The following is an 18,898-nucleotide window of genomic DNA, read 5'->3' as shown; positions in this document are numbered from 1 at the left end:
CGGAGGTATTACGGGGAAATCAGAGCGATCAGTTTACCCTTACGTTAGACCGCACACTTTTGCCTATGTCACTCAATACGATGAAATAATTTTGGAAATAGAGACGAAATGATGACCAATAAGCGGTTTTTGATCGTTATGCCCCCGATACAGACCGTGCACAACGCGATTGCCTGGCCGCAACCTTATGAAAAATTCCCCGTGATGGCAAGCCGCAATCACGGGGAATCATGAGAAGCGAGAACGGGATAGCCCGTCATCACTGCACCACCGGGGGGATGGCGCAGGGTAAAACCACGTTATGAAAGTACAGTCGGTGCAGACGTATCGTCTTTTTTATTCCCGGAAAGTTCGCTTTCCAGTTGCTTTTCATCCAACTCGCCCACCCACTTGGCAACCACGATTGTCGCCACGCCGTTACCCACCAGGTTGGTCAGGGCACGCGCTTCTGACATAAAGCGGTCAATACCCAGAATCAGCGCCAGACCCGCCAGCGGCAGATGCCCGACAGCAGAAATGGTCGCGGCCAGCACGATAAACCCGCTACCGGTGACGCCAGCGGCACCTTTCGAGGAGAGTAGCAGCACCACCAGCAACGTAATCTGGTGCCAGATATCCATATGACTGTTGGTAGCCTGCGCAATAAACACCGCCGCCATGGTCAGGTAAATAGAGGTGCCATCCAGATTGAAGGAGTAGCCGGTAGGAATCACCAGACCCACCACCGATTTTTTACACCCCACTTTTTCCATCTTGTTCAGCATGCGCGGCAGTACGGATTCTGACGAGGAGGTCCCCAGCACAATCAGCAGTTCTTCACGGATATAGCGGATAAATTTGAAAATGCTGAATCCGGTAGCGCGGGCAATGCTGCCCAGCACCAGGAAAACAAACAGCAGGCATGTAATATAGAAGCAGATGATCAACTGGCCCAATTGCACCAGTGAGCCGACGCCGTATTTACCAATGGTAAACGCCATCGCCCCGAATGCGCCGATCGGAGCCAAACGCATGATCATATTGATCACGCCGAAAATGGTGTGTGAGAAGCTGTCAATCACGTTGAAAATGACGCGCCCTTTCTCACCCAAACGATGCAGCGCAAAACCAAACATCACCGCAAACAGCAACACCTACAAAATGTTACCACTGGCAAACGCACCCACCACGCTCGCAGGAATCACATCCATCAGAAACGCGACCACGCCCTGTTGTTGTGCCTGTTGGGTGTAGACCGCTACCGCAGAGGCATCCAAAGTGGACGCATCAACGTTCATGCCTGCACCCGGCTGCATGATATTGACTACCAGCAGGCCGATAATCAGTGCCACGGTGCTGACAACTTCAAAGTAGAGCAGAGCGACAGCGCCAGTGCGGCCTACCGACTTCATGCTTTCCATACCGGCAATACCGGTCACCACGGTACAGAAGATGACGGGGGCAATCACCATCTTGATCAGTTTAACAAATCCATCGCCCAGCGGTTTCATTTGCGCACCCAGTTCCGGGTAGAAATGTCCTAGTAGGATCCCTATCGTAATCGCTGTAAGAACTTGAAAATAAAGACTTTTGAAAATAGACACTTTCATATACTTATCCTATGGTAGGGAAACACATAGGGTCGCAAACGACGCCTCTGTGACTGCGGCGAAAAGTAACATTGCGGTAACAGAGTGGAAATGTTTTATAACTTTAGTTTGTGAACACAAGGTTAAAAATAAGAGCTGAATCACATCAGCGAGAATGCAAAAAACAAACGTACAAGCCATTTTTTTGCAACACATAACGCTAATATAACCAGTCCACTCTTACAAAGAAGTAAAAAAAGCCATAAAATACAATTGAAATATTAAAATACCTTTATTTTATAAGGTTAATAGTTAGTGTTATCAGACGGTAACAGGAATGTGCGCGATTATCGCTGCGATTTTTTGGGGGGTGTCATAGCATCCGTGTTAGATTGAGCGGCGTCATCCGCATCCGTTATCTGCTGCGCTAACCGCTGCTGATTGAGGTTATAGCTGCGCACCAACGCGCCCAGTTCATCATCCTGATGATGTTTTGGCGGCGTCAGACGGTGTTGTAATAGCTGCTCCGTCGGTACCGCCTGCAACTCGGCGATCACCGCCCGCAGCGGATGAATCATCAAGCGGTTGATGCACCAGGTCACGGCGACAGAGAGGATCAGCGCCAGCAAGAAGTAAGTCGCCAGCAGCATGGAAAAGGTGCTGACGATAAACTGAAACATACGGTAGGAATCCGCTTGCAGCACCAGCGTCGCCAGCGGCGCCGATGCCGGTGCCTGCGGCAGCGCATAAAGCGGCACAGCGATACGAATGGGTAATTTGAACACGCGCGCCAGCCACGCCGGCACCGGGCGTTCGCTCGGGAAGCGTGCGTGCAACGTTTGCAGGTAGCCGGGCAACATCACATCGGCACGGCTCAGAAATGCCACGGGCAACAGGTTATCGAGGATCGCTTCAACGCGAACCACATCGCCGCGCAACACCGCCTCCGCCAATGGTTCACGCACGGAAAAAGCGATGCTCTCCAGTTGCCTGGCATAATCGTCACGCCGCTGCTGCACGAAGTGAAAAAGTTGTATCACAATAAACAGACTGAGCGTCACCACCGCCACAGCGGAAACCGCCGTCATCTGTTTGATTGTCAAAGAGCGTCTCAGCCGCAAACCTTTTCTCCGTCGATGGCGCTTGTGTAGTTGTAGCCCGGTGTACCGGGCACGATCGCGCTAGTATAGGCCAGCTTAAGCGCGTCTCAATGCCCTTTTATAACCCCAATGGGATTTCATCTTTATCCGAACTGTGGCGCACCGGCGCAGAGGGGAGGAAGCGCGCAAGAAGGGCGGGCGGCAGACCCAAGGCGAGTCTGCCTGATTGACCAAGTATTACTGCGGGTAAGGCACCCAATCACCGCCGTTGAGGCGGATATAGACCTTGTCCTGATAAGGCATAACGATGGCATTTTCGTTTTCAGAAATGGCTTCGGTTTGCGGAAGTTCCTGCGTCAATGCCTCCCAATCAATGCTTGGAGCCACAAAGTTTTTACCGTCCACCAGACGAGACACCAGCGTCGAAACGGCTAAATAGCTGCTCGGTGTTTTGACTTCAAGCGGTGCACCCTGATGCGGTGCCGCCGCGCCAAACAGTTTCATGCCGACCGGAATATGGGTAATGCTGGGGCTTGGGATATCACGCAATCCGGACATCTGCATCTTATCCCCTTCCAACGCAGCGCCGTGCTCCGGCACCACCACCACCAGCACCTTGCGCCCCGATTTTTCCAGCACGTCAAAGAACGCATTCAACTGATCTAACAACGTCTTGGCACGTGGTGCAAAGTCCGCCGAGGTGTTGGTGCCCACCAGACGGTTGCCATCGTGTAAGGGAATAACGTTGAAGAAGGTAGCACTACGCGCAGCACCTTGTTGTGTGGTGCCCGAGAGCCAGCGGTTGAGCAATTCCAGATCGTTATAAATCGGTTCGCCATCGAACGAGGTGATCTGATGGCTAATACCTTGCTGTGACAACAGCTGTGACTGCATGTCACCCTCTTCACGCACCTCTTTGAGGTAGTTGCCGAACACGCCGGAGTGATCCATCATCAGCTGTGATTTAAAACCAAGGTTAGCCAGATTATCAAATAGATAGCACTCGCGATTGGCCGGTTGATACAACCCCTGATGCGATGTTTGCCCACAACTGGCGCGCAGCAAACGAATCGATGCCGGGCCGCTGTAGGCGGTTGCGGAGTTGAACTGGGAGAACATCACATCAAAACGTTGCCACAACGGATGGGTATCGAGATGAATGGCTTGCAAATCCGACCAGGAGAGCGAGCAAATATTGATAATCAGCACGTCAAAAGGCTGCGAGTCCGCAGGCAGCGCAGCCGGAAACGCGCTAACGCGCGATTTTTCCCGCGTGTAGAACTGATTAAGATAGGCCGTCAGGTTCTCATTGGTGGGGGGCAAGGTCGCCGCTGCGGGCGCGCTTTCCTCACTGGAGGGCGCGGAGGTTCCGGAAGCCACCGATGATGATGGCAGCAGTGCAATCGCGGGTCCACCCAGCGTAAGAATATTCAGCCAGGCTACTGCCGCGACGGTAAACACCGTAATGCGAATCCACTGCGACAGGAATAGGTACGCCACCAGCAGCACGAAACCTGCCCCAACCATCTGCCAATTGATAAAGCGGTTCACCAGTTCAAGCAGATACGCGGCGCTAAAGCCCGCGACCTGACTGCCCTGGCTGAGAATGCTGTTCACTCCTGGCAACCAGGTATCGTGATAAAACAGAGCAATACCGATAGGAATGGCAATAATATTGCGCACCCGGTGCATGCCTTCCACACGTAACGGAAACAGCAGAAACGCCAGGAAGACCAGGTTTAAAAACGGGTGAAAATTCAGATAACCAAACCACAGCAGAGCGAATTTCAACAAAAAGTAGAAATTCCACCCACCCAGTCCGCGCCAATAGCGCCAGAGTTGTTGTTTCGGCGACATACTGTTTTTTGCATCCATGTTATTTATCCGCCTGTGACTCAGCGTCGTCACGAACCCACACCCCGTCAGATTTCAGGTAGCGTGGGCGTAACAGCCGGTTTTTCCAGTACTGATAACGTGGTGAAAGGTAACGCTGCACCAGATAGCCCAGGGGAAAAAAAACCAGCGCACTCAGTGCAATAATCTGGAGGATATCGCTGAGCATCATGGTGTATTCCCCTCCGAAGATGCGTCAAACAGCGCCAGCCCAGTGGGCTCACGACGAATCGGCACTGATGCCGGGCGCTCCTCGCGTGGCAGCACCACGGACTGGACGGTGCTGGAGACCACGCTCTCCTCACGCCCTTCCGACAAGGATTTCACTTCGATAAGCATCTGGACATCCTGCGACCACACCAGCCGATTGCTGAAAATTTCGTTGACGGGCAGACGGAAAATGGATTTCAGCGCTGTCTCCAGTTCATTGGGACGGCAGGTCGAAAGATAAATAAACAGGCGTTGCTGCGCCACCGTCACCACATCGCCAAAACGACGCAGTTGGCACAGCGTCAGCGCCTGTTCTGCGGCTAATCCCGGCACCGGCCGCAGCGCCACCAGAATGCCCTTTCCCCCTTCCGGCATCAGGGAGTGCTCTATCAACATGCGCACAGCGTTACTGAACGCCGCCTGCGGCAGATAGCCTTTGAATTGCAAAGGCCGCATCGTGGTCAGCAACGTCTCCACATCGGCAGGCACATGGCGTCCAAAGCGTTGTCCCTGAACACTTTCCAACCGCGCCAGAAAACGGGATAACGGCTCAGAATGGGCGACGACAATATTCGCACCGCAGGCGAGCAGCAGCCGCTCATCGCTGGATCGCAAGCAAGGTCGCATCTCGCGAATCATGATTTTCAAGGCGTTACCGCGTTGACGGCGCAAGCTGTGCACCCAGCGGGCCAGCATATCCACGTCTTGCGTTTGTTGCAGCGCAAAAATCAGCGTCGCGGAGTGTGTCAGTTGGGCGTGCTGCGCCAGTTCGGCGTTACTGTCCAGCAGTTGCCAATGGTCGGATAATGCAGGCGCGCCTTCCAGCACGCTGCGTTCCGCATAAAACTGGTTTTCGTCGTTTAGCAACGGCGTGATAGACGCAGGATCGTCGTCCTCATCGCGTAGCAGTTGCCATCCCTGCGTTTGCGGCGTCATCAGCACCGCCAGATTGGCGTTAATACCGCCGCCCTCACTCCACCAGGCAATCAGATATTGGGCGCGATCCTGCTGCCATTGCAGGTGCGCCAGTCCATATAGGGTGCGGTGCTGCGTGGTCAATATCCCGCGTAATCGCCCCACGCCGCTGCCGTGGGCCACCACCACCAACGCACACTGCCGCTGCGCCAACCAGGCTCCCACGCGGACAATCCAGCGCTGAAGCTGCTCGGCAGAAAAATCCTTCCACTGCGTCGCAGGCAGCAGCAACACAAACAGGCGCTGACGCGGCGCGGTCGCGCGGGTGACATCGTTGGTCAAGGCCATCAATGCCGCCTTACTCTCCGCTAAACGGTAACGAGAGAACTGAGCCAGCGCAGTGGGTAATAATGGGGTAAAAGGAGTGTCATCAGCGGCACCGCTGCGAATAAGGGTCACGCGCGCCTGTTCTGATTGCGCACCGATGCATTGCCGACAAAGTAATTCGGCATCCACAGATCTGTCACAGTTAATCCAGTACAGTCCAGGAACCTGCATGGTGGTTAATTCATCCTGGAGTTCCCGAAGCCCTAATAAAAAGCGTGGCACCATGGGCGTTGTCTTTATCGTTAAAGAGATGGAATAACACGTTGCACGCAGGCCGAACCACGTAGAACAGCACTACGCACAGTCCCTTGTTGAACCGTTCTTGGCAAGTACCGAGTATAGTTACGCTATTCACAAATAACAAAAATTGCACCGCTATAATAGGAAAACATTTTTTCACGATTACTCGCAAAATTTTTACCAAATTTGAAAAAGTGTTCTATTACTTAATAGGTAATATTTCGACTAATGACAAGGGTATAGCACTGTGTTCTCTCTGCTGAATATCAGCGATGAGAGGGCGCGGGAATGTATTTGTCAGCACGCTATTTTTACCCTAAATAATTGGGTTGCAGGAAAGCGGCAAGTGAAGAAGCACCGATAAGCTTACTCAGCGAAGTCATTCGGGTGAACGAACGCAGCCGATGCATCTGCAATGTGAAGTATGACGGGTATATTATTTGAATAAGCATCATTGAGAGGCATAGGGAACCGTGGAAAATAACGCTACTCACAAAAATGCTATCACTCTCGCAGACCATCATGATGACTTGAATGTGTTGCGCCGCGCGTTTGCCTTGCCTCCCATTGCTTATATCGATATTACGCATCAGGCGCGTCTGACACAGATGATGGCGCGTTGGCCATTGCTGGCCGAATTGACACATTATCCCGCCCTTGAATCACAGCACACTGAACCACAAGGATAAAAGGCATGCCGGTGATTGCAATGCAGGGGATTCGTGGCGGCGTTGGCACAACGTCGTTGACGGCAGGCTTGGCCTGGGCGCTGGAGCAGCTTGGCGAACCGGTGCTGGCTATCGATTTCTCACCGGACAACCTGCTGCGCTTTCATTTCAATATGCCAGCGTCTAGCTCGCGTGGCTGGGCACGTGCCGAGTTGGACGGCGACGCTTGGCACCGGGGTGCCATGCAGTATCTGCCCAAACTGGCGTTTATCCCCTTTGGCACCCTCGCCTCAGAAGAGCATGAAACACTGGCCCTACGCCTGCAACACGTGCCTTCTTTTTGGCGTGATAATCTGCGCCATCTCGCCGGGCTTGGCCGCTACCGATGGGTGTTGCTCGATCTGCCCGCCGGGCCTGCCACGCTGGCGGTTCAGCAAGCATTGGCGCAGGCAGACCGCGTGTTTACCGTTATTGTGCCGGACGCCAATTGTCATATCCGTTTGCACCAGCAACCGCTGCCCGCTGACTGCCATTTTTTAGTGAACCAATTCGCCACTATCAGCACATTACAGCAAGATCTGCATCACCTGTGGCTGCACACCCTGCCTAACCTGCTGCCATTGGTCATCCACCGCGATGAAGCGGTCGCCGAAGCCCTCGCCAGCAAACTGGCCACCGGAGAGCACAGCCCACAAAGCCTCGCCGCCGAAGAGATGCTGACATTAGCCAGCTGGTGCCTGATCAACCTGACAGCGGAGGCGCCATGAGCACTGTGCTCAATCTGCTGCTGGTGCCCCCAGCCTATTCGGCGATACGCCAACGCTACCGTGACTATCTCAAACAGGGGGCCACGCTGTTCACGGCGGGCATGGGCACGCTGTTATCGGTGCTGGCCTGGACGTTTTTGCGTCTTGAGTCACCCAGTTGGCAGCGGATTCGTAGCCAACGTGCCTTCTGGTTTCCCCATATTTCACCGCATCGCCCTCGTCCCGCCGATCCTTTGCGTTATTTGGCACAGGGGCTATGGCTGTTAGTGGTGCGTAACGGGCAAATCCCCGCTGCCCGGCGTAACCGGTTTTCGGCACTGCCGCGCTGGCGTCAGCGCTATCTCAATATGATGCAGCAACTGCCGCAGCGCTTGGGTACCCAAGATACGTCTGTGGAGACGAAGAAACCGCCCATCTCGTCGCTGGAAACGCTGTTGCTGATTCTTCTCGCCCTTGCTACTACGGCGCTGGCGATATTGTGTATTACCCAACCACTCGATCTGCTGGCGCAGTTTGTGTTTATGCTGCTGCTGTGGGGCATTGCCATGTTGGTGCGTCGGGTGCCGGGACGGCTGCCGACACTGATGATGATCGTGCTGTCGCTAACCGTCTCCAGCCGCTACCTGTGGTGGCGTTATACCTCTACCCTCAACTGGGACGATCCACTCAGTCTGATCTGTGGTTTGCTGTTGCTGCTGGCAGAAACCTACGCCTGGATAGTATTGGTGCTCGGCTTCTTCCAAACCCTTTGGCCACTCAACCGTCAGCCAACGGCACTGCCTGAAGACAGCCGGGAATGGCCCACCATCGACATTATGGTGCCGACCTACAATGAACCGATGAGCGTAGTCAAACCCACACTTTACGCGGCATTGGGGATCGACTGGCCGAAAGATAAAATCAATATCTACCTGCTCGACGATGGCAATCGTAAAGCGTTTAAGGCGTTTGCCGACAGCGTCGGCATACATTACATCGCACGCCCGACGCATGAACACGCCAAAGCGGGCAATATCAACCATGCACTGAAGCAGGCGCACGGCGAGTTTGTCGCGATCTTTGACTGTGACCACGTACCGACGCGCTCATTCCTGCAACTCACCATGGGCTGGTTCCTCAGAGACCGCAAGCTGGGCATGCTGCAAACGCCGCACCACTTCTTCTCACCGGATCCGTTCTAACGCAATCTGGGCCGCTTCCGCCGCACGCCGAATGAAGGCACGTTGTTCTACGGGCTGGTGCAGGACGGCAACGACATGTGGGATGCCACCTTTTTCTGCGGCTCGTGTGCCATTCTGCGCCGCACCGCGCTGGATGAAGTGGGCGGCATCGCCGTGGAAACCGTGACTGAAGATGCACACACCTCACTGCGTTTACACCGGCGCGGCCACACCTCGGCCTATATCCGTATCCCGCAGGCCGCCGGGCTTGCCACCGAAAGCCTGTCGGCGCACATTGGCCAGCGTATCCGCTGGGCGCGCGGCATGGTACAGATTTTCCGTCTGGACAATCCGCTGTTCGGCAAAGGGCTGAAACTCGGGCAGCGTCTCTGTTATGCCAACGCGATGCTGCACTTTCTGTCCGGCATTCCGCGTCTGATTTTTCTGACCGCCCCGTTGGCCTTTCTGCTGCTGCACGCTTACATCATCTATGCACCGGCACTCGCCATCGCGCTGTACGTGCTGCCGCACATGATCCATTCCAGCCTGACCAACTCACGTATTCAGGGACGCTATCGCCACTCGTTCTGGAGTGAAGTGTATGAAACCGTGCTGGCGTGGTATATCGCGTGGCCTACCACAGTAGCGCTGTTCAACCCGCACAAAGGCAAGTTTAACGTTACTGCCAAAGGCGGACTGGTCGAGGATGTACACGTCGACTGGATAATCACTCGCCCATACCTGTTTCTGGTGGTGCTCAATCTGTTTGGTTTAGCCTTCGGTGCCTGGCGCATGGTGTATGGCCCGCCAGAAGAAGTGATGACGGTGATCATCAGTCTGGTATGGGTGGCCTATAACATGACGATCCTCGGCGGTGCCGTCGCGGTTTCCGTAGAGGCCAAGCAGGTGCGCCAGTCGCACCGTGTGGAAATCGCCCTCCCGGCCGCCATTCTGCGCGCAGACGGATTCCATTACGCCTGCACGCTACGCGACTATTCAGACGGTGGCGTCGGCATCGAAATGCATGCCGATGGGCGGTTAAAAGAGGGTGACAAAGGATCGCTGCTGCTGAATCGCGGCCCGCAAGAGTATGCCTTCCCGTTTGAGGTCACTCGCGCTTTTGGCAACAAGATTGGCCTGAAGATGGTCAACCTTTCGACACAGCAGCACATCGATTTTATTCAGTGTACCTTTGCACGCGCCGACACCTGGGCGCTGTGGCAGGACAGTTTTCCGGAAGACAAGCCGATGGAAAGCCTGGGGGACGTATTGGCATTAGGGTTCAGGGGCTATTTGCGCATGGCGGATTACGCTCCGCCGCTGATTCGCGGCGTGTTCGTCGCCTTTACCTCTGCCATCGCCTGGTGTGTCTCCTTTATCCCGCGCTATGTCGGGCCACCCCCGGCATTTGTACCAACGGAACAGGCGTAAAAAGACGCAGCTAAATACAACGGCCAGCACGGCCCTTAACCGTGATGATGACATGATGACAAAAAAAATAACCTGGTTTACCGCTCTGGCTCTGGGCATGGTGCCGTTATCTCAGGCTGAAACCACAGCCCTGTCGCTCACGCAGACCAACAATGCTGCGGCCGCCCCCGTAGCCAACCAGCAGTTGCCGTTTAAGCAACTGGCACCTGCGCCGGGCAGCGTCGCATTGCGGGGAACGTCCCCTGTCGGCTATATCCAGTTTGGCGTGCGTCACGATGAAGTGGTGACGCAAGCGGCGCTACAGTTGGAGTTTACCCCCTCACCGGCATTGACGCCGGTCGAGTCACATCTCAAGGTTTATCTCAACGAGGTGTTGATGGGCGTGATTACCATCACCAAAGAGCAAGTAGGCCAACCAACGCGGACAACCCTGCCGCTGGACCCGCGCTATATCACCGACTTTAACCGCGTGCGACTGGAATTTGTCGGGCATTACAACAACATATGCCAAGACCCATCCAGCAGTAACCTGTGGCTGAATATCAGCCAGGCCAGCTCGCTCAATTTGCAGATGCAAAAACTGCCGCTGAAAAACGATCTGTCATCATTCCCGATCCCGTTCTTTGATGCCCGCGACAACCGGCCGCTTACGCTGCCGATGGTGTTTAATCAGCAACCCGATCTGGGACAGCAGCAGGCTGCTGCGATCCTCGCGTCTTGGTTCGGTGCCCGCGCACAGTGGCGCGGTCAGTCCTTCCCGGCGCTGTTCAACCAACTGCCCGACAGCCACGCGGTGGTGTTCGCCACCAATGCGCAGCGCCCGGATTTCCTGCGCGACTACCCGCCGGTCGATGGCCCGACGGTGGAGGTCATCAGCCATCCGCAGAACCCTTACGTTAAGCTGTTGCTGGTGCAGGGCCGCGATGACAACGACCTGATCACCGCCGTTAAAGGGATCGCACAAGGTAACATCCTGTTCCGTGGGCAAAATGTCAGCGTCGATCGCGTTGAGCAACTGGCACCGCGCCAACCCTACGATGCCCCGAACTGGATCCGTACCGATCGCCCGATGACCTTTGCCGAATTGCAACAGTACCCAGAGCAATTGCAGAGCAGCGGTATCGATCCCGACCCGCTGATGATGACGCTGAATTTGCCGCCAGACCTGTTCCTGATCCGCAGTAAAGGTATCGATATGCACCTGAAATATCGCTATACCGCGCCGCGCACGCTGGATGGATCGCGTCTGGCCGTCAATCTGAACAACCAGTTTGTTCAGGCCTTTAATCTGGTCCCCGAGCGCGAGAAAAATGCGCTGGTACTGCGGCTGCCGATTACCCAAGGGCTGCTGGATTCGGATAAAAACCTGTCCATTCCGGCGCTGAAACTGGGCACCGTCAACGAACTGCGTTTTGACTTTGATTATGCCACCGTCACCACCAGCAATATCTCGTCGGATCGCTGCGAAACTATCGCCCCCATCGAGAACCATGCAGTTATCGACGGCAACTCCACCATCAACTTCTCCGGTTACCGCCATTTTATGGCGATGCCGGACCTGCGCGCCTTCGCCAATGCCGGTTTCCCCTTCAGTCGGTTGGCCGACTTATCACAAACCGTGACGCTGATTGATAAAGCCCCCCATGCGGAACAAGTCAGCGCGCTGCTTAATGCCGTCGGTAACATCGGTGCGCAAACCGGCTATCCGGCGTTAGCGCTGCAGCTGACCAACGACCCGGCACAGCTCAGTCAGGTGGATAAAGACATTCTGTTGATCGGTTCACTGCCTGAATCGCTGCGCGACGAAGCCAAAGTCGGGCTGCTGACTGAAACCACAAAGAGTTGGGTCAAGCTGCCGGTACGACAAACCGCGCTGCCGGATGAAGGCTCGCCCAAAACGGATGGCAGACCGGACAGCAGAACCGACATTCGCGCCGAAACCGCCATGGCCACCCTTATTGGCACACAGTCCCCCTATTTTTCCCAGCGCAGCATTGTCGCGTTGCTGGCAGACAGCCCGCAGGGCTATACCCTGCTCAACAATGCGCTGATCGACAGCACCAAACGCGCCACCGTTTTCGGCTCAGCGGCCGTCATCCGCGAGTCGGGTGTTAGCAGCTTGCGCGTGGGGGATATGTACTATGTGGGCCATCTGCCATGGTGGGAACGCGTCTGGCACGCCTTGGCGCTGCACCCGCTCTGGCTGGCCGGCATGTCCACCCTGGTCACGATCATTTTCGCCTGGTTGCTGTGGCGCGGCCTGAAAGTGCTCAGCCGTCGTCGCCTCTCGGCTGACGAGAAGGATTAACCGATGGGTATGCTGTGGCGTGCGCTGTTGTTGACGCTGCTGCTGGGCGGTCACGCCGTGGCCGCCACAGGCGTCTGTCACTGGCCTGCGTGGGAGCAGTACCAACGTGATTACATCAGTGCGGAAGGGCGCGTTATCGACCCGTCGACCCCCAGTCAGATCACCACGTCCGAAGGGCAGAGCTACGGCCTGTTTTTCGCGCTGGTGGCCAATGATCGGGCGATGTTTGAGAAACTGCTGCAATGGACCGAAAACAATCTGGCCTCCGGCGATCTCAGCGCCCACCTTCCCGCCTGGCAATGGGGCAAAAAGATACCGCAAGTCGATAATTCGCCTTGGGGCATCTTAGATCCCAATTCCGCCTCCGATGCCGATTTGTGGATTGCCTACAACCTGCTGGAAGCCGGGCGGCTGTGGCAAAGCCGTCGCTTTCTGACGCTCGGCACGCTGCTGTTGCAACGCATCGCCCACGAAGAAGTGGCCGATATTCCCGGTCTGGGCGTAATGCTGCTGCCGGGTAAAGTCGGGTTCGTGCACGGCGACCGGTGGCGACTGAACCCCAGCTACCAGCCGCCCCAATTACTGGCGCGTTTCTCTACGCTAAACGGTCCGTGGAAAGCGATGCGGGCGGTGAACCTGAGGCTGCTAAAAGAGAGTGCCCCCCACGGTTTTTCACCCGATTGGGTGGTTTGGAACCAGCAGCTGGGTTGGCAAGCGGATGAAACCAAACCCAATATCGGCAGTTATGATGCCATTCGCGTCTACCTGTGGGCAGCCATGTTGGCATCAGAGAGCGAAGAGCATGCCGCGCTGGTCGCCCATTTTCAGCCGATGGCGGTCCTGACAGCGCAATCGGGCACGCCGCCCGAGCAGGTCAATACTGCAACCGGGAAAGCGCAAGGCACAGGCTCGGTGGGGTTCTCCGCCGCGCTGCTGCCGCTGTTGGCCGCCAATCCGACGGCACGCGATATGCAGCGCCAACGCTTGCACGACGCACCACCGGACAACAACGCCTATTTTTCTGCTTCTTTGACGCTGTTTGGTCAGGGATGGGATGAACAGCGTTACCGATTCAATCAACAGGGTGAACTTTTACCTTCCTGGGATAAGCGATGCGCAACTTCACCATAATCGGCGCTGGATTATTTTCATTAGGCCTGACGATGATGCCGCTCACGGCGGGGGCCGATACCGTGACGATCTGGTGCGGCAATCCCTGGCACGACTGACGCTGATTGACCCCGATAGCCCGGACGTGATCGCCGCGCAGCTGCGATTGGCGCTGCGTCAGGGCGATCAGGCGCAGGCACGGCAGCATCTGGAAAAGCTGCACAGCGTTGCGCCAGATTCCGAGCAGTACCGACAGTCCGCGATGATGCTGGCCCTCACCCAACAGGACACGCGTCAGAAGTTGGAACAGGCGCGGTTACAAGCCACCGCCGGGCGTTATGAAGAGGCGAAGAAAGCCTACGATGAACTGTTCCACGGCGAGCCGCCGACGCTCGATCTGGCCGTTGAATACTGGCGTCTGGTCGCGCGCCTGCCGGGACAGGAGCCTGTGGCAATTCAGCAACTGGAAGCGTTGGATAAACGCTACCCCGGTAACGTCAATTTACGGCTGACGCTGGCGCGCCGCCTGTTCAGTCAGGATCGCGATGCCGAAGGCTACGCGATCCTGCAAAAACTGGCAGATGATCCGGTTGGACGCGGTCAGGCAGCGGGTATGTGGATGGAAATGGTTAAACGCATGACGGTGTCGCCGCAAAGCATCGCGCAACTTAACCGTTTTCTCACGGTTTTCGCAGACGATCCCAGCGCAGTTGGCGCGCAGCAGGAGCGGGAGCGCCAGCAAAAGATGCTGGACGATCCCGCCTATCAAGCGCGGCTGCGCGGACTGGCAAGCGTCGAGCAAGGCGCCAGTGGCAGCGCGACCATCGCGGATTTGAGTAAGGCATTGGCCGAAACCCCTGACGATCCCAACCTGATTGGAGCACTGGGCATGGCCGCGATGCGCAACGGCGATCGCGCCAAGGCACTGGCCCTGTTTGAGCAAGCGAAAACGGCCGACATCAATAAGGAAAACGGTGACAAATGGGATGTGCTCATCAAAAGCACCCGCTACTGGTTGGAAATTGATGCCGGCGATCGCGCACTGAAAGCCAATAATCTGGCGCAGGCCAAACAGCACTACCAGCAGGCGCAGCAGGTGGACAACAACGATGGCTACGCCCTGAGTGGCTTGGGGGATGTGGCGGCGGCCCGTCATAACGATACCGCTGCCAAACGTTTTTATCAGCAGGCATTACAACGTGAACCCGCTAACGGCGGTGCGATCCGCGGTATGGCCGCCCTTTATGGCCGTCAATCGCCACAGGCGGCACTCGCCTATATCAATAACCTACCGGCCACCCAACAGCGACCGCTGCAAGAGACGTTGACCGCCCTCAAGCGCGACATCACCACCCAGCAAGCCGACCAGTTGGCGGAGCAGGGGAAATGGCCCGAGGCGGCAGAGGCTTACCGGCAGGTCTATCAGCCTGCCGCCGATGATATCTGGTTGCCCTATCACTACGCGCAGGTGCTGCGTCAGCTCAACCAGAATGCACAGGCCGATGACATCATGCAGCGGATGGCAAATACGCCTCCCGCCAGCCCTGAACGCGCTTATGCTTACGCACTCTATCTGTCCGCGACCGAACGCGAAACACAGGCACTAACGCATTTGCACACGCTGCCCGAGGCGCAGTGGAACGACAATATGCGAGAGCTGGCGCAGCGGCTCACTACGGAGCGCACGCTGGTACATGCTCAGGCGCTGTATGACGCTGGCAATGAAACCGGTGCCGTCAGCTACCTGCAACAGCAGCCCGCCAATACCCGCATTTCGTTGATGTTGGCAGACTGGGCGCTGCAACGAGGCAACGCCGCCGATGCGCTGGCACGCTACCGTAAGGTGCTGGCGCAGGATGGGCAAAATGCCGATGCCCAGCTAGGGGAAGTGGACGCGTTAATCACCATCGGACAGCGCGATGAGGCCCGGCAGCGTTTGCAAACGCTAAAAATAGCCGATGACAGTTCGCTCAATACTCAGCGCCGTGTCGCCAATGCCTGGTATGCCGTCGGCAACGTGCCGTTAGCCAACCAGACGCTGCAAGCCGCAAAAACCAGCGCGCAGAAGGCCCCACCCAGTCAGATTAAAGCGTGGATCTACCGCGATGCGGCACGTTTGGAAACAGAGCAGGGACAATCCGCCGCGGCGCAGGCCGATTACCGCCAGGCGATGGTTGCCAGCGGCATCAGCAGCACATCGCCACAGGATAACGACAGCTACACCCGTTTGACGCGTCCGCAGCAGAGTGATGACTGGCTGCAACGCAGCATTCGTGCCGATGCGGCCGACCAGTATCGGCAGCAGGACATCAACGTGACTCTCGGCCACGATTACTGGCGCTCCAGCGGCACAAACGGTATCTCCAACCTGAAAGCCCACGACACGATACTGCAAGTCGATTTTCCGCTCTATCAGGGTCGTGGCTTCGTGCGCACCGATACCATTTCAATGAATGCGGGACGCTTTAACACCAACAGCAACGGCGCATTCCGCGAGGTGTTTGGCACCTGTGCCACCCTGGACTGCTACAGCGGCAGAACGCAAAAAACCTCGGGCACTGGCGTCGCCGCAGGCTGGAAGAACGATCGCTGGACGACAGATATCGGCACCACGCCCATCGGGTTCGACGTGGTAGACGTGGTCGGCGGCGTCAGCTACAGCGGCGACTGGCAACAGTTGGGCTGGACGGCCACAGCGTCGCGTCGCCCCATCTCCAGCTCACTGCTGGCCTTCGGCGGTGCCAAGGATCCCATCACCGGCACAACATGGGGTGGCGTACGCGCTACCGGTGCCAGCCTGGGACTCAGCTACGATCGCGGTGAAGCACACGGCGTATGGAGCGATTTAGGCTTCCACCAGATCACCGGGAAAAATGTGGCGGATAACCATCGCGCCCGCGCCATGGCCGGTTACTACTATAAGCTTATCAATGAAGACGATCGCCGCCTCACCGTCGGGGCGAACACCATGTGGTGGAGCTATCAGAAAGATCTCAGCGGCTATTCCCTCGGACAAGGGGGCTATTACAGCCCGCAACAGTATGTCTCGTTTGGGCTTCCCATCAATTACCGCCAGCGCACCGAAAACTGGTCATGGGAATTGGGCGGCACCGTCTCCTGGTCTTATGCCAAGACCAAAAATCAGCGCCGCTATCCGTTAGGCAGTCTGGTCAGCAGCGCCGGATTAACCACCTATGAACGGGATCGCATGGAAACCGGCAGCAGCAGCACAGGGGTCGGCTACACGCTGTGCGCCCTGATCGAACGTCGCCTCACGTCGCACTGGACGCTGGGTGCCGCCATCGATATTCAGGAAGCAAAAGACTACACGCCGAGCCACGGCATGCTCTATTTGCGTTACTCATTCGCGGGTTGGCAAGGAAGTCTCGACAGCCCGCCGCAACCACCCACACCGTATTCGGATTTTAAATAGCGCGCAACGCCGCTAAGGCCGGCGCAGGAGGGATGATGCGCATCGCCATTTTAGGGGCAGTGGGCAACGCTGGCCGCCTGCTGGCACAGCAGTTAGCCCCCGAGCTTGACGATCGCGCCGAGCTATTGCTGGTCGGCCGACGTGACGCCCCGCTGGCGGCGCTGTGTGAGCAGATAAACCATCAGGCCGGGCGTACTCTGGCCCACACCGCCTGCGCCGATTTAAGCGATCTGCCGCGTATGCACGCCGTGCTGGCGGGCACGCAGTTGGTGGTCGTCACGGCGGCGCTGGGCGAACACACCGCGCCGCTCGCCGCACTGGTGCTCGAGATTGGGGCTGACTGGCTGGATATCATGCTCTCCACCCCCGCTAAATGGCAGGCGTTGACGGCGCTGGCACCCGCGATGACGCAACAGGGGCGCTGCTTTATCACCGATGGCGGTTTTCATCCCGGCCTGCCAGCCGCCATGGCGCGCTGGGCCGCGAACCGCATGGATACGCTGACGCAGGCAGAAATCTATGCCGCACTGCGTATCGACTGGCAAGCCGGTTCGCTATCAGACGCCACCCTTGCCGAGGCGCTCGACGAATTCACCGCCTTTGATATGCATATCTGGGCACAAGGACGCCGCCGTCGGCTCAACCTGTTTGCACTGCCAAGGTTTACGTTTGCGGTGCCCATTGGACAAAAAGCCTGTACGCCGATGCCGCTAGGAGAAATGCAGGCGCTTATCGCCGCGATACCCACGTTGCAGCGCGCCAACTTTTACATTGCCGGTTTTTCCCCGCTGTGCGACTGGCTGCTGCTGCCCGCTATCGTGATGTTAACACGCTGCGGGGCACGCACGCTGGCGCTGCGCACCTTGCGCCATATGTTAACGCACTACGCCTCTTCCCCACCGCCCCATCAGTTGGAAATCACCCTGATGGCAGAAGGGCGCGTCGCGAAGGATAACGTCAGCATGACGCTTTCTCTCTCCGGTAGCGACCCTTATTTGATGACCGTACTGCCCACGATTGCCTGCATTCGCCAATGGCTGAGCGATCCGCCATTCCCCCCCGGCTTGCACCATCAGGCGATGATCGTTGAACCGGAACGGTTTTTCGACGATTTGCACCACACGACGCTGACGTTATCTTCTCGTGTCACCTCTCTCACAGAGTAAACAAGCCACACTTTCCTTACCGCTTCAGCACAAAAACGGATAGGATGGCGCGTTACGCAAACCACCTCGGGATGCGTGCGTCAAAATCAATAAGAAAAACCTATGGCAACGGGTGTGATAATGCGTAGAAGTGAAAAGATCATCAGTGAATACCTTGCCCTTTCCTCCAAAGAGCAGATCGCCTATCTGCGCCGTTTTAATCAGAACCTTGACGCAGAGTTACGCGACTTCTTTCTGTGCATCGCCCTCGACAAAACACAAGAGACGTCGCTGCGTAAAGAAGCGATGAATGTCACCAGCCTGTTCAAAGGCCATAGTAACGACAATGCCACCAAGAAAGCGTTGTATCATCTGATACGCACGCCGAACGCGGAGATTCAGATTCATGCTATCGGCGCATTAGGATTGATGCACATCGATGAGAGCGATCTGCGCTATATCACTCACCTTGCACAGCACAGCGAAGATGAGCGGGTGCAGGCGGCTGCCAACGCGTTTATCGCCAATCGACGCGATATCGCCAGCGCGTTGTAAGGTATGAC

10 protein-coding genes and 3 pseudogenes are annotated in these 18,898 nt (G+C 56.6%); 8 read left to right on the top strand and 5 right to left on the bottom strand.

What is annotated here, in order from left to right; translation table 11 throughout:
• Window positions 1-299: 299 nt before the first annotated feature.
• The 5 genes and pseudogenes from K6K13_RS00410 to bcsE all read right to left on the bottom strand — a co-directional run bounded on the left by K6K13_RS00410 (window position 300) and on the right by bcsE (window position 6,298).
• Window positions 300-1,589, bottom strand: a pseudogene (locus K6K13_RS00410) (dicarboxylate/amino acid:cation symporter).
• Between the two features lie 401 nt (window positions 1,590-1,990).
• Window positions 1,991-2,689, bottom strand: a pseudogene (locus K6K13_RS00405) (adenylate/guanylate cyclase domain-containing protein); the annotation flags it as partial.
• 216 nt (window positions 2,690-2,905) lie between these two features.
• Window positions 2,906-4,543 carry a cellulose biosynthesis protein BcsG gene (gene bcsG, locus K6K13_RS00400; protein WP_222159070.1) on the bottom strand — a complete coding sequence of 546 codons (1,638 nt, stop codon included), beginning with the start codon at window positions 4,541-4,543 and terminating at the stop codon, window positions 2,906-2,908.
• 1 nt (window position 4,544) lies between these two features.
• Window positions 4,545-4,733: a cellulose biosynthesis protein BcsF gene (gene bcsF / locus K6K13_RS00395; RefSeq protein WP_222159069.1), complete on the bottom strand. Its 189-nt coding sequence runs from the start codon at window positions 4,731-4,733 to the stop codon at window positions 4,545-4,547.
• Window positions 4,730-6,298 carry a cellulose biosynthesis protein BcsE gene (gene bcsE / locus K6K13_RS00390; RefSeq protein WP_222159068.1) on the bottom strand — a complete coding sequence of 523 codons (1,569 nt, stop codon included), beginning with the start codon at window positions 6,296-6,298 and terminating at the stop codon, window positions 4,730-4,732. The genes bcsF and bcsE overlap by 4 nt, the downstream gene beginning before the upstream one ends.
• 488 nt (window positions 6,299-6,786) lie before the next feature.
• Here bcsE and bcsR point away from each other — a divergent pair, with 488 nt between their 5' ends.
• The 8 genes and pseudogenes from bcsR to K6K13_RS00350 all read left to right on the top strand — a co-directional run bounded on the left by bcsR (window position 6,787) and on the right by K6K13_RS00350 (window position 18,890).
• Window positions 6,787-7,002, top strand: a complete 216-nt coding sequence (gene bcsR, locus K6K13_RS00385; RefSeq protein WP_222159067.1) for a cellulose biosynthesis protein BcsR — start codon at window positions 6,787-6,789, stop codon at window positions 7,000-7,002.
• 5 nt (window positions 7,003-7,007) lie between these two features.
• The gene (gene bcsQ / locus K6K13_RS00380; RefSeq protein WP_222159066.1) at window positions 7,008-7,748 is read left to right on the top strand and encodes a cellulose biosynthesis protein BcsQ; all 741 of its coding nucleotides are present in this window, start codon (window positions 7,008-7,010) and stop codon (window positions 7,746-7,748) included.
• A pseudogene (gene bcsA, locus K6K13_RS00375) lies at window positions 7,745-10,339 on the top strand (UDP-forming cellulose synthase catalytic subunit). The gene bcsQ and the pseudogene bcsA overlap by 4 nt, the downstream one beginning before the upstream one ends.
• A gap of 55 nt (window positions 10,340-10,394) precedes the next feature.
• On the top strand, window positions 10,395-12,647 hold the full coding sequence (bcsB, locus tag K6K13_RS00370; RefSeq protein WP_222160911.1) for a cellulose biosynthesis cyclic di-GMP-binding regulatory protein BcsB: 2,253 nt from the start codon (window positions 10,395-10,397) through the stop codon (window positions 12,645-12,647).
• A gap of 3 nt (window positions 12,648-12,650) precedes the next feature.
• Entirely contained in the window at window positions 12,651-13,778 is a 1,128-nt protein-coding gene (bcsZ, locus tag K6K13_RS00365; protein WP_222159065.1) for a cellulose synthase complex periplasmic endoglucanase BcsZ, read from the top strand.
• Window positions 13,702-17,190, top strand: coding sequence for a cellulose synthase complex outer membrane protein BcsC (bcsC, locus tag K6K13_RS00360; protein WP_222159064.1), 3,489 nt, complete (start codon window positions 13,702-13,704; stop codon window positions 17,188-17,190). The genes bcsZ and bcsC overlap by 77 nt, the downstream gene beginning before the upstream one ends.
• Window positions 17,191-17,225: 35 nt before the next feature.
• Window positions 17,226-18,356 carry a saccharopine dehydrogenase family protein gene (locus tag K6K13_RS00355; protein WP_222159063.1) on the top strand — a complete coding sequence of 377 codons (1,131 nt, stop codon included), beginning with the start codon at window positions 17,226-17,228 and terminating at the stop codon, window positions 18,354-18,356.
• Between the two features lie 120 nt (window positions 18,357-18,476).
• Window positions 18,477-18,890 carry a HEAT repeat domain-containing protein gene (locus tag K6K13_RS00350; RefSeq protein ID WP_222159062.1) on the top strand — a complete coding sequence of 138 codons (414 nt, stop codon included), beginning with the start codon at window positions 18,477-18,479 and terminating at the stop codon, window positions 18,888-18,890.
• Window positions 18,891-18,898 lie beyond the last annotated feature (8 nt).

Origin of the sequence: Symbiopectobacterium purcellii (assembly GCF_019797845.1) — a bacterium.
Lineage (GTDB): Bacteria > Pseudomonadota > Gammaproteobacteria > Enterobacterales > Enterobacteriaceae > Symbiopectobacterium > Symbiopectobacterium purcellii.
Note: the sequence above shows the minus strand (reverse complement) of the source record. Positions and strands in the feature narration are given on the sequence as shown.

Excerpts from the sequence above, each read along its gene's own strand:
- bcsG (WP_222159070.1), bottom strand. The coding sequence starts at position 4,543 with ATGGATGCAAAAAACAGTATGTCGCCGAAACAACAACTCTGGCGCTAT.
- bcsF (WP_222159069.1), bottom strand. The coding sequence starts at position 4,733 with ATGATGCTCAGCGATATCCTCCAGATTATTGCACTGAGTGCGCTGGTT.
- bcsE (WP_222159068.1), bottom strand. The coding sequence starts at position 6,298 with ATGGTGCCACGCTTTTTATTAGGGCTTCGGGAACTCCAGGATGAATTA.
- bcsQ (WP_222159066.1), top strand. The coding sequence starts at position 7,008 with ATGCCGGTGATTGCAATGCAGGGGATTCGTGGCGGCGTTGGCACAACG.
- bcsB (WP_222160911.1), top strand. The coding sequence starts at position 10,395 with ATGACAAAAAAAATAACCTGGTTTACCGCTCTGGCTCTGGGCATGGTG.
- bcsZ (WP_222159065.1), top strand. The coding sequence starts at position 12,651 with ATGGGTATGCTGTGGCGTGCGCTGTTGTTGACGCTGCTGCTGGGCGGT.
- bcsC (WP_222159064.1), top strand. The coding sequence starts at position 13,702 with ATGAACAGCGTTACCGATTCAATCAACAGGGTGAACTTTTACCTTCCT.
- K6K13_RS00355 (WP_222159063.1), top strand. The coding sequence starts at position 17,226 with ATGCGCATCGCCATTTTAGGGGCAGTGGGCAACGCTGGCCGCCTGCTG.
- K6K13_RS00350 (WP_222159062.1), top strand. The coding sequence starts at position 18,477 with ATGCGTAGAAGTGAAAAGATCATCAGTGAATACCTTGCCCTTTCCTCC.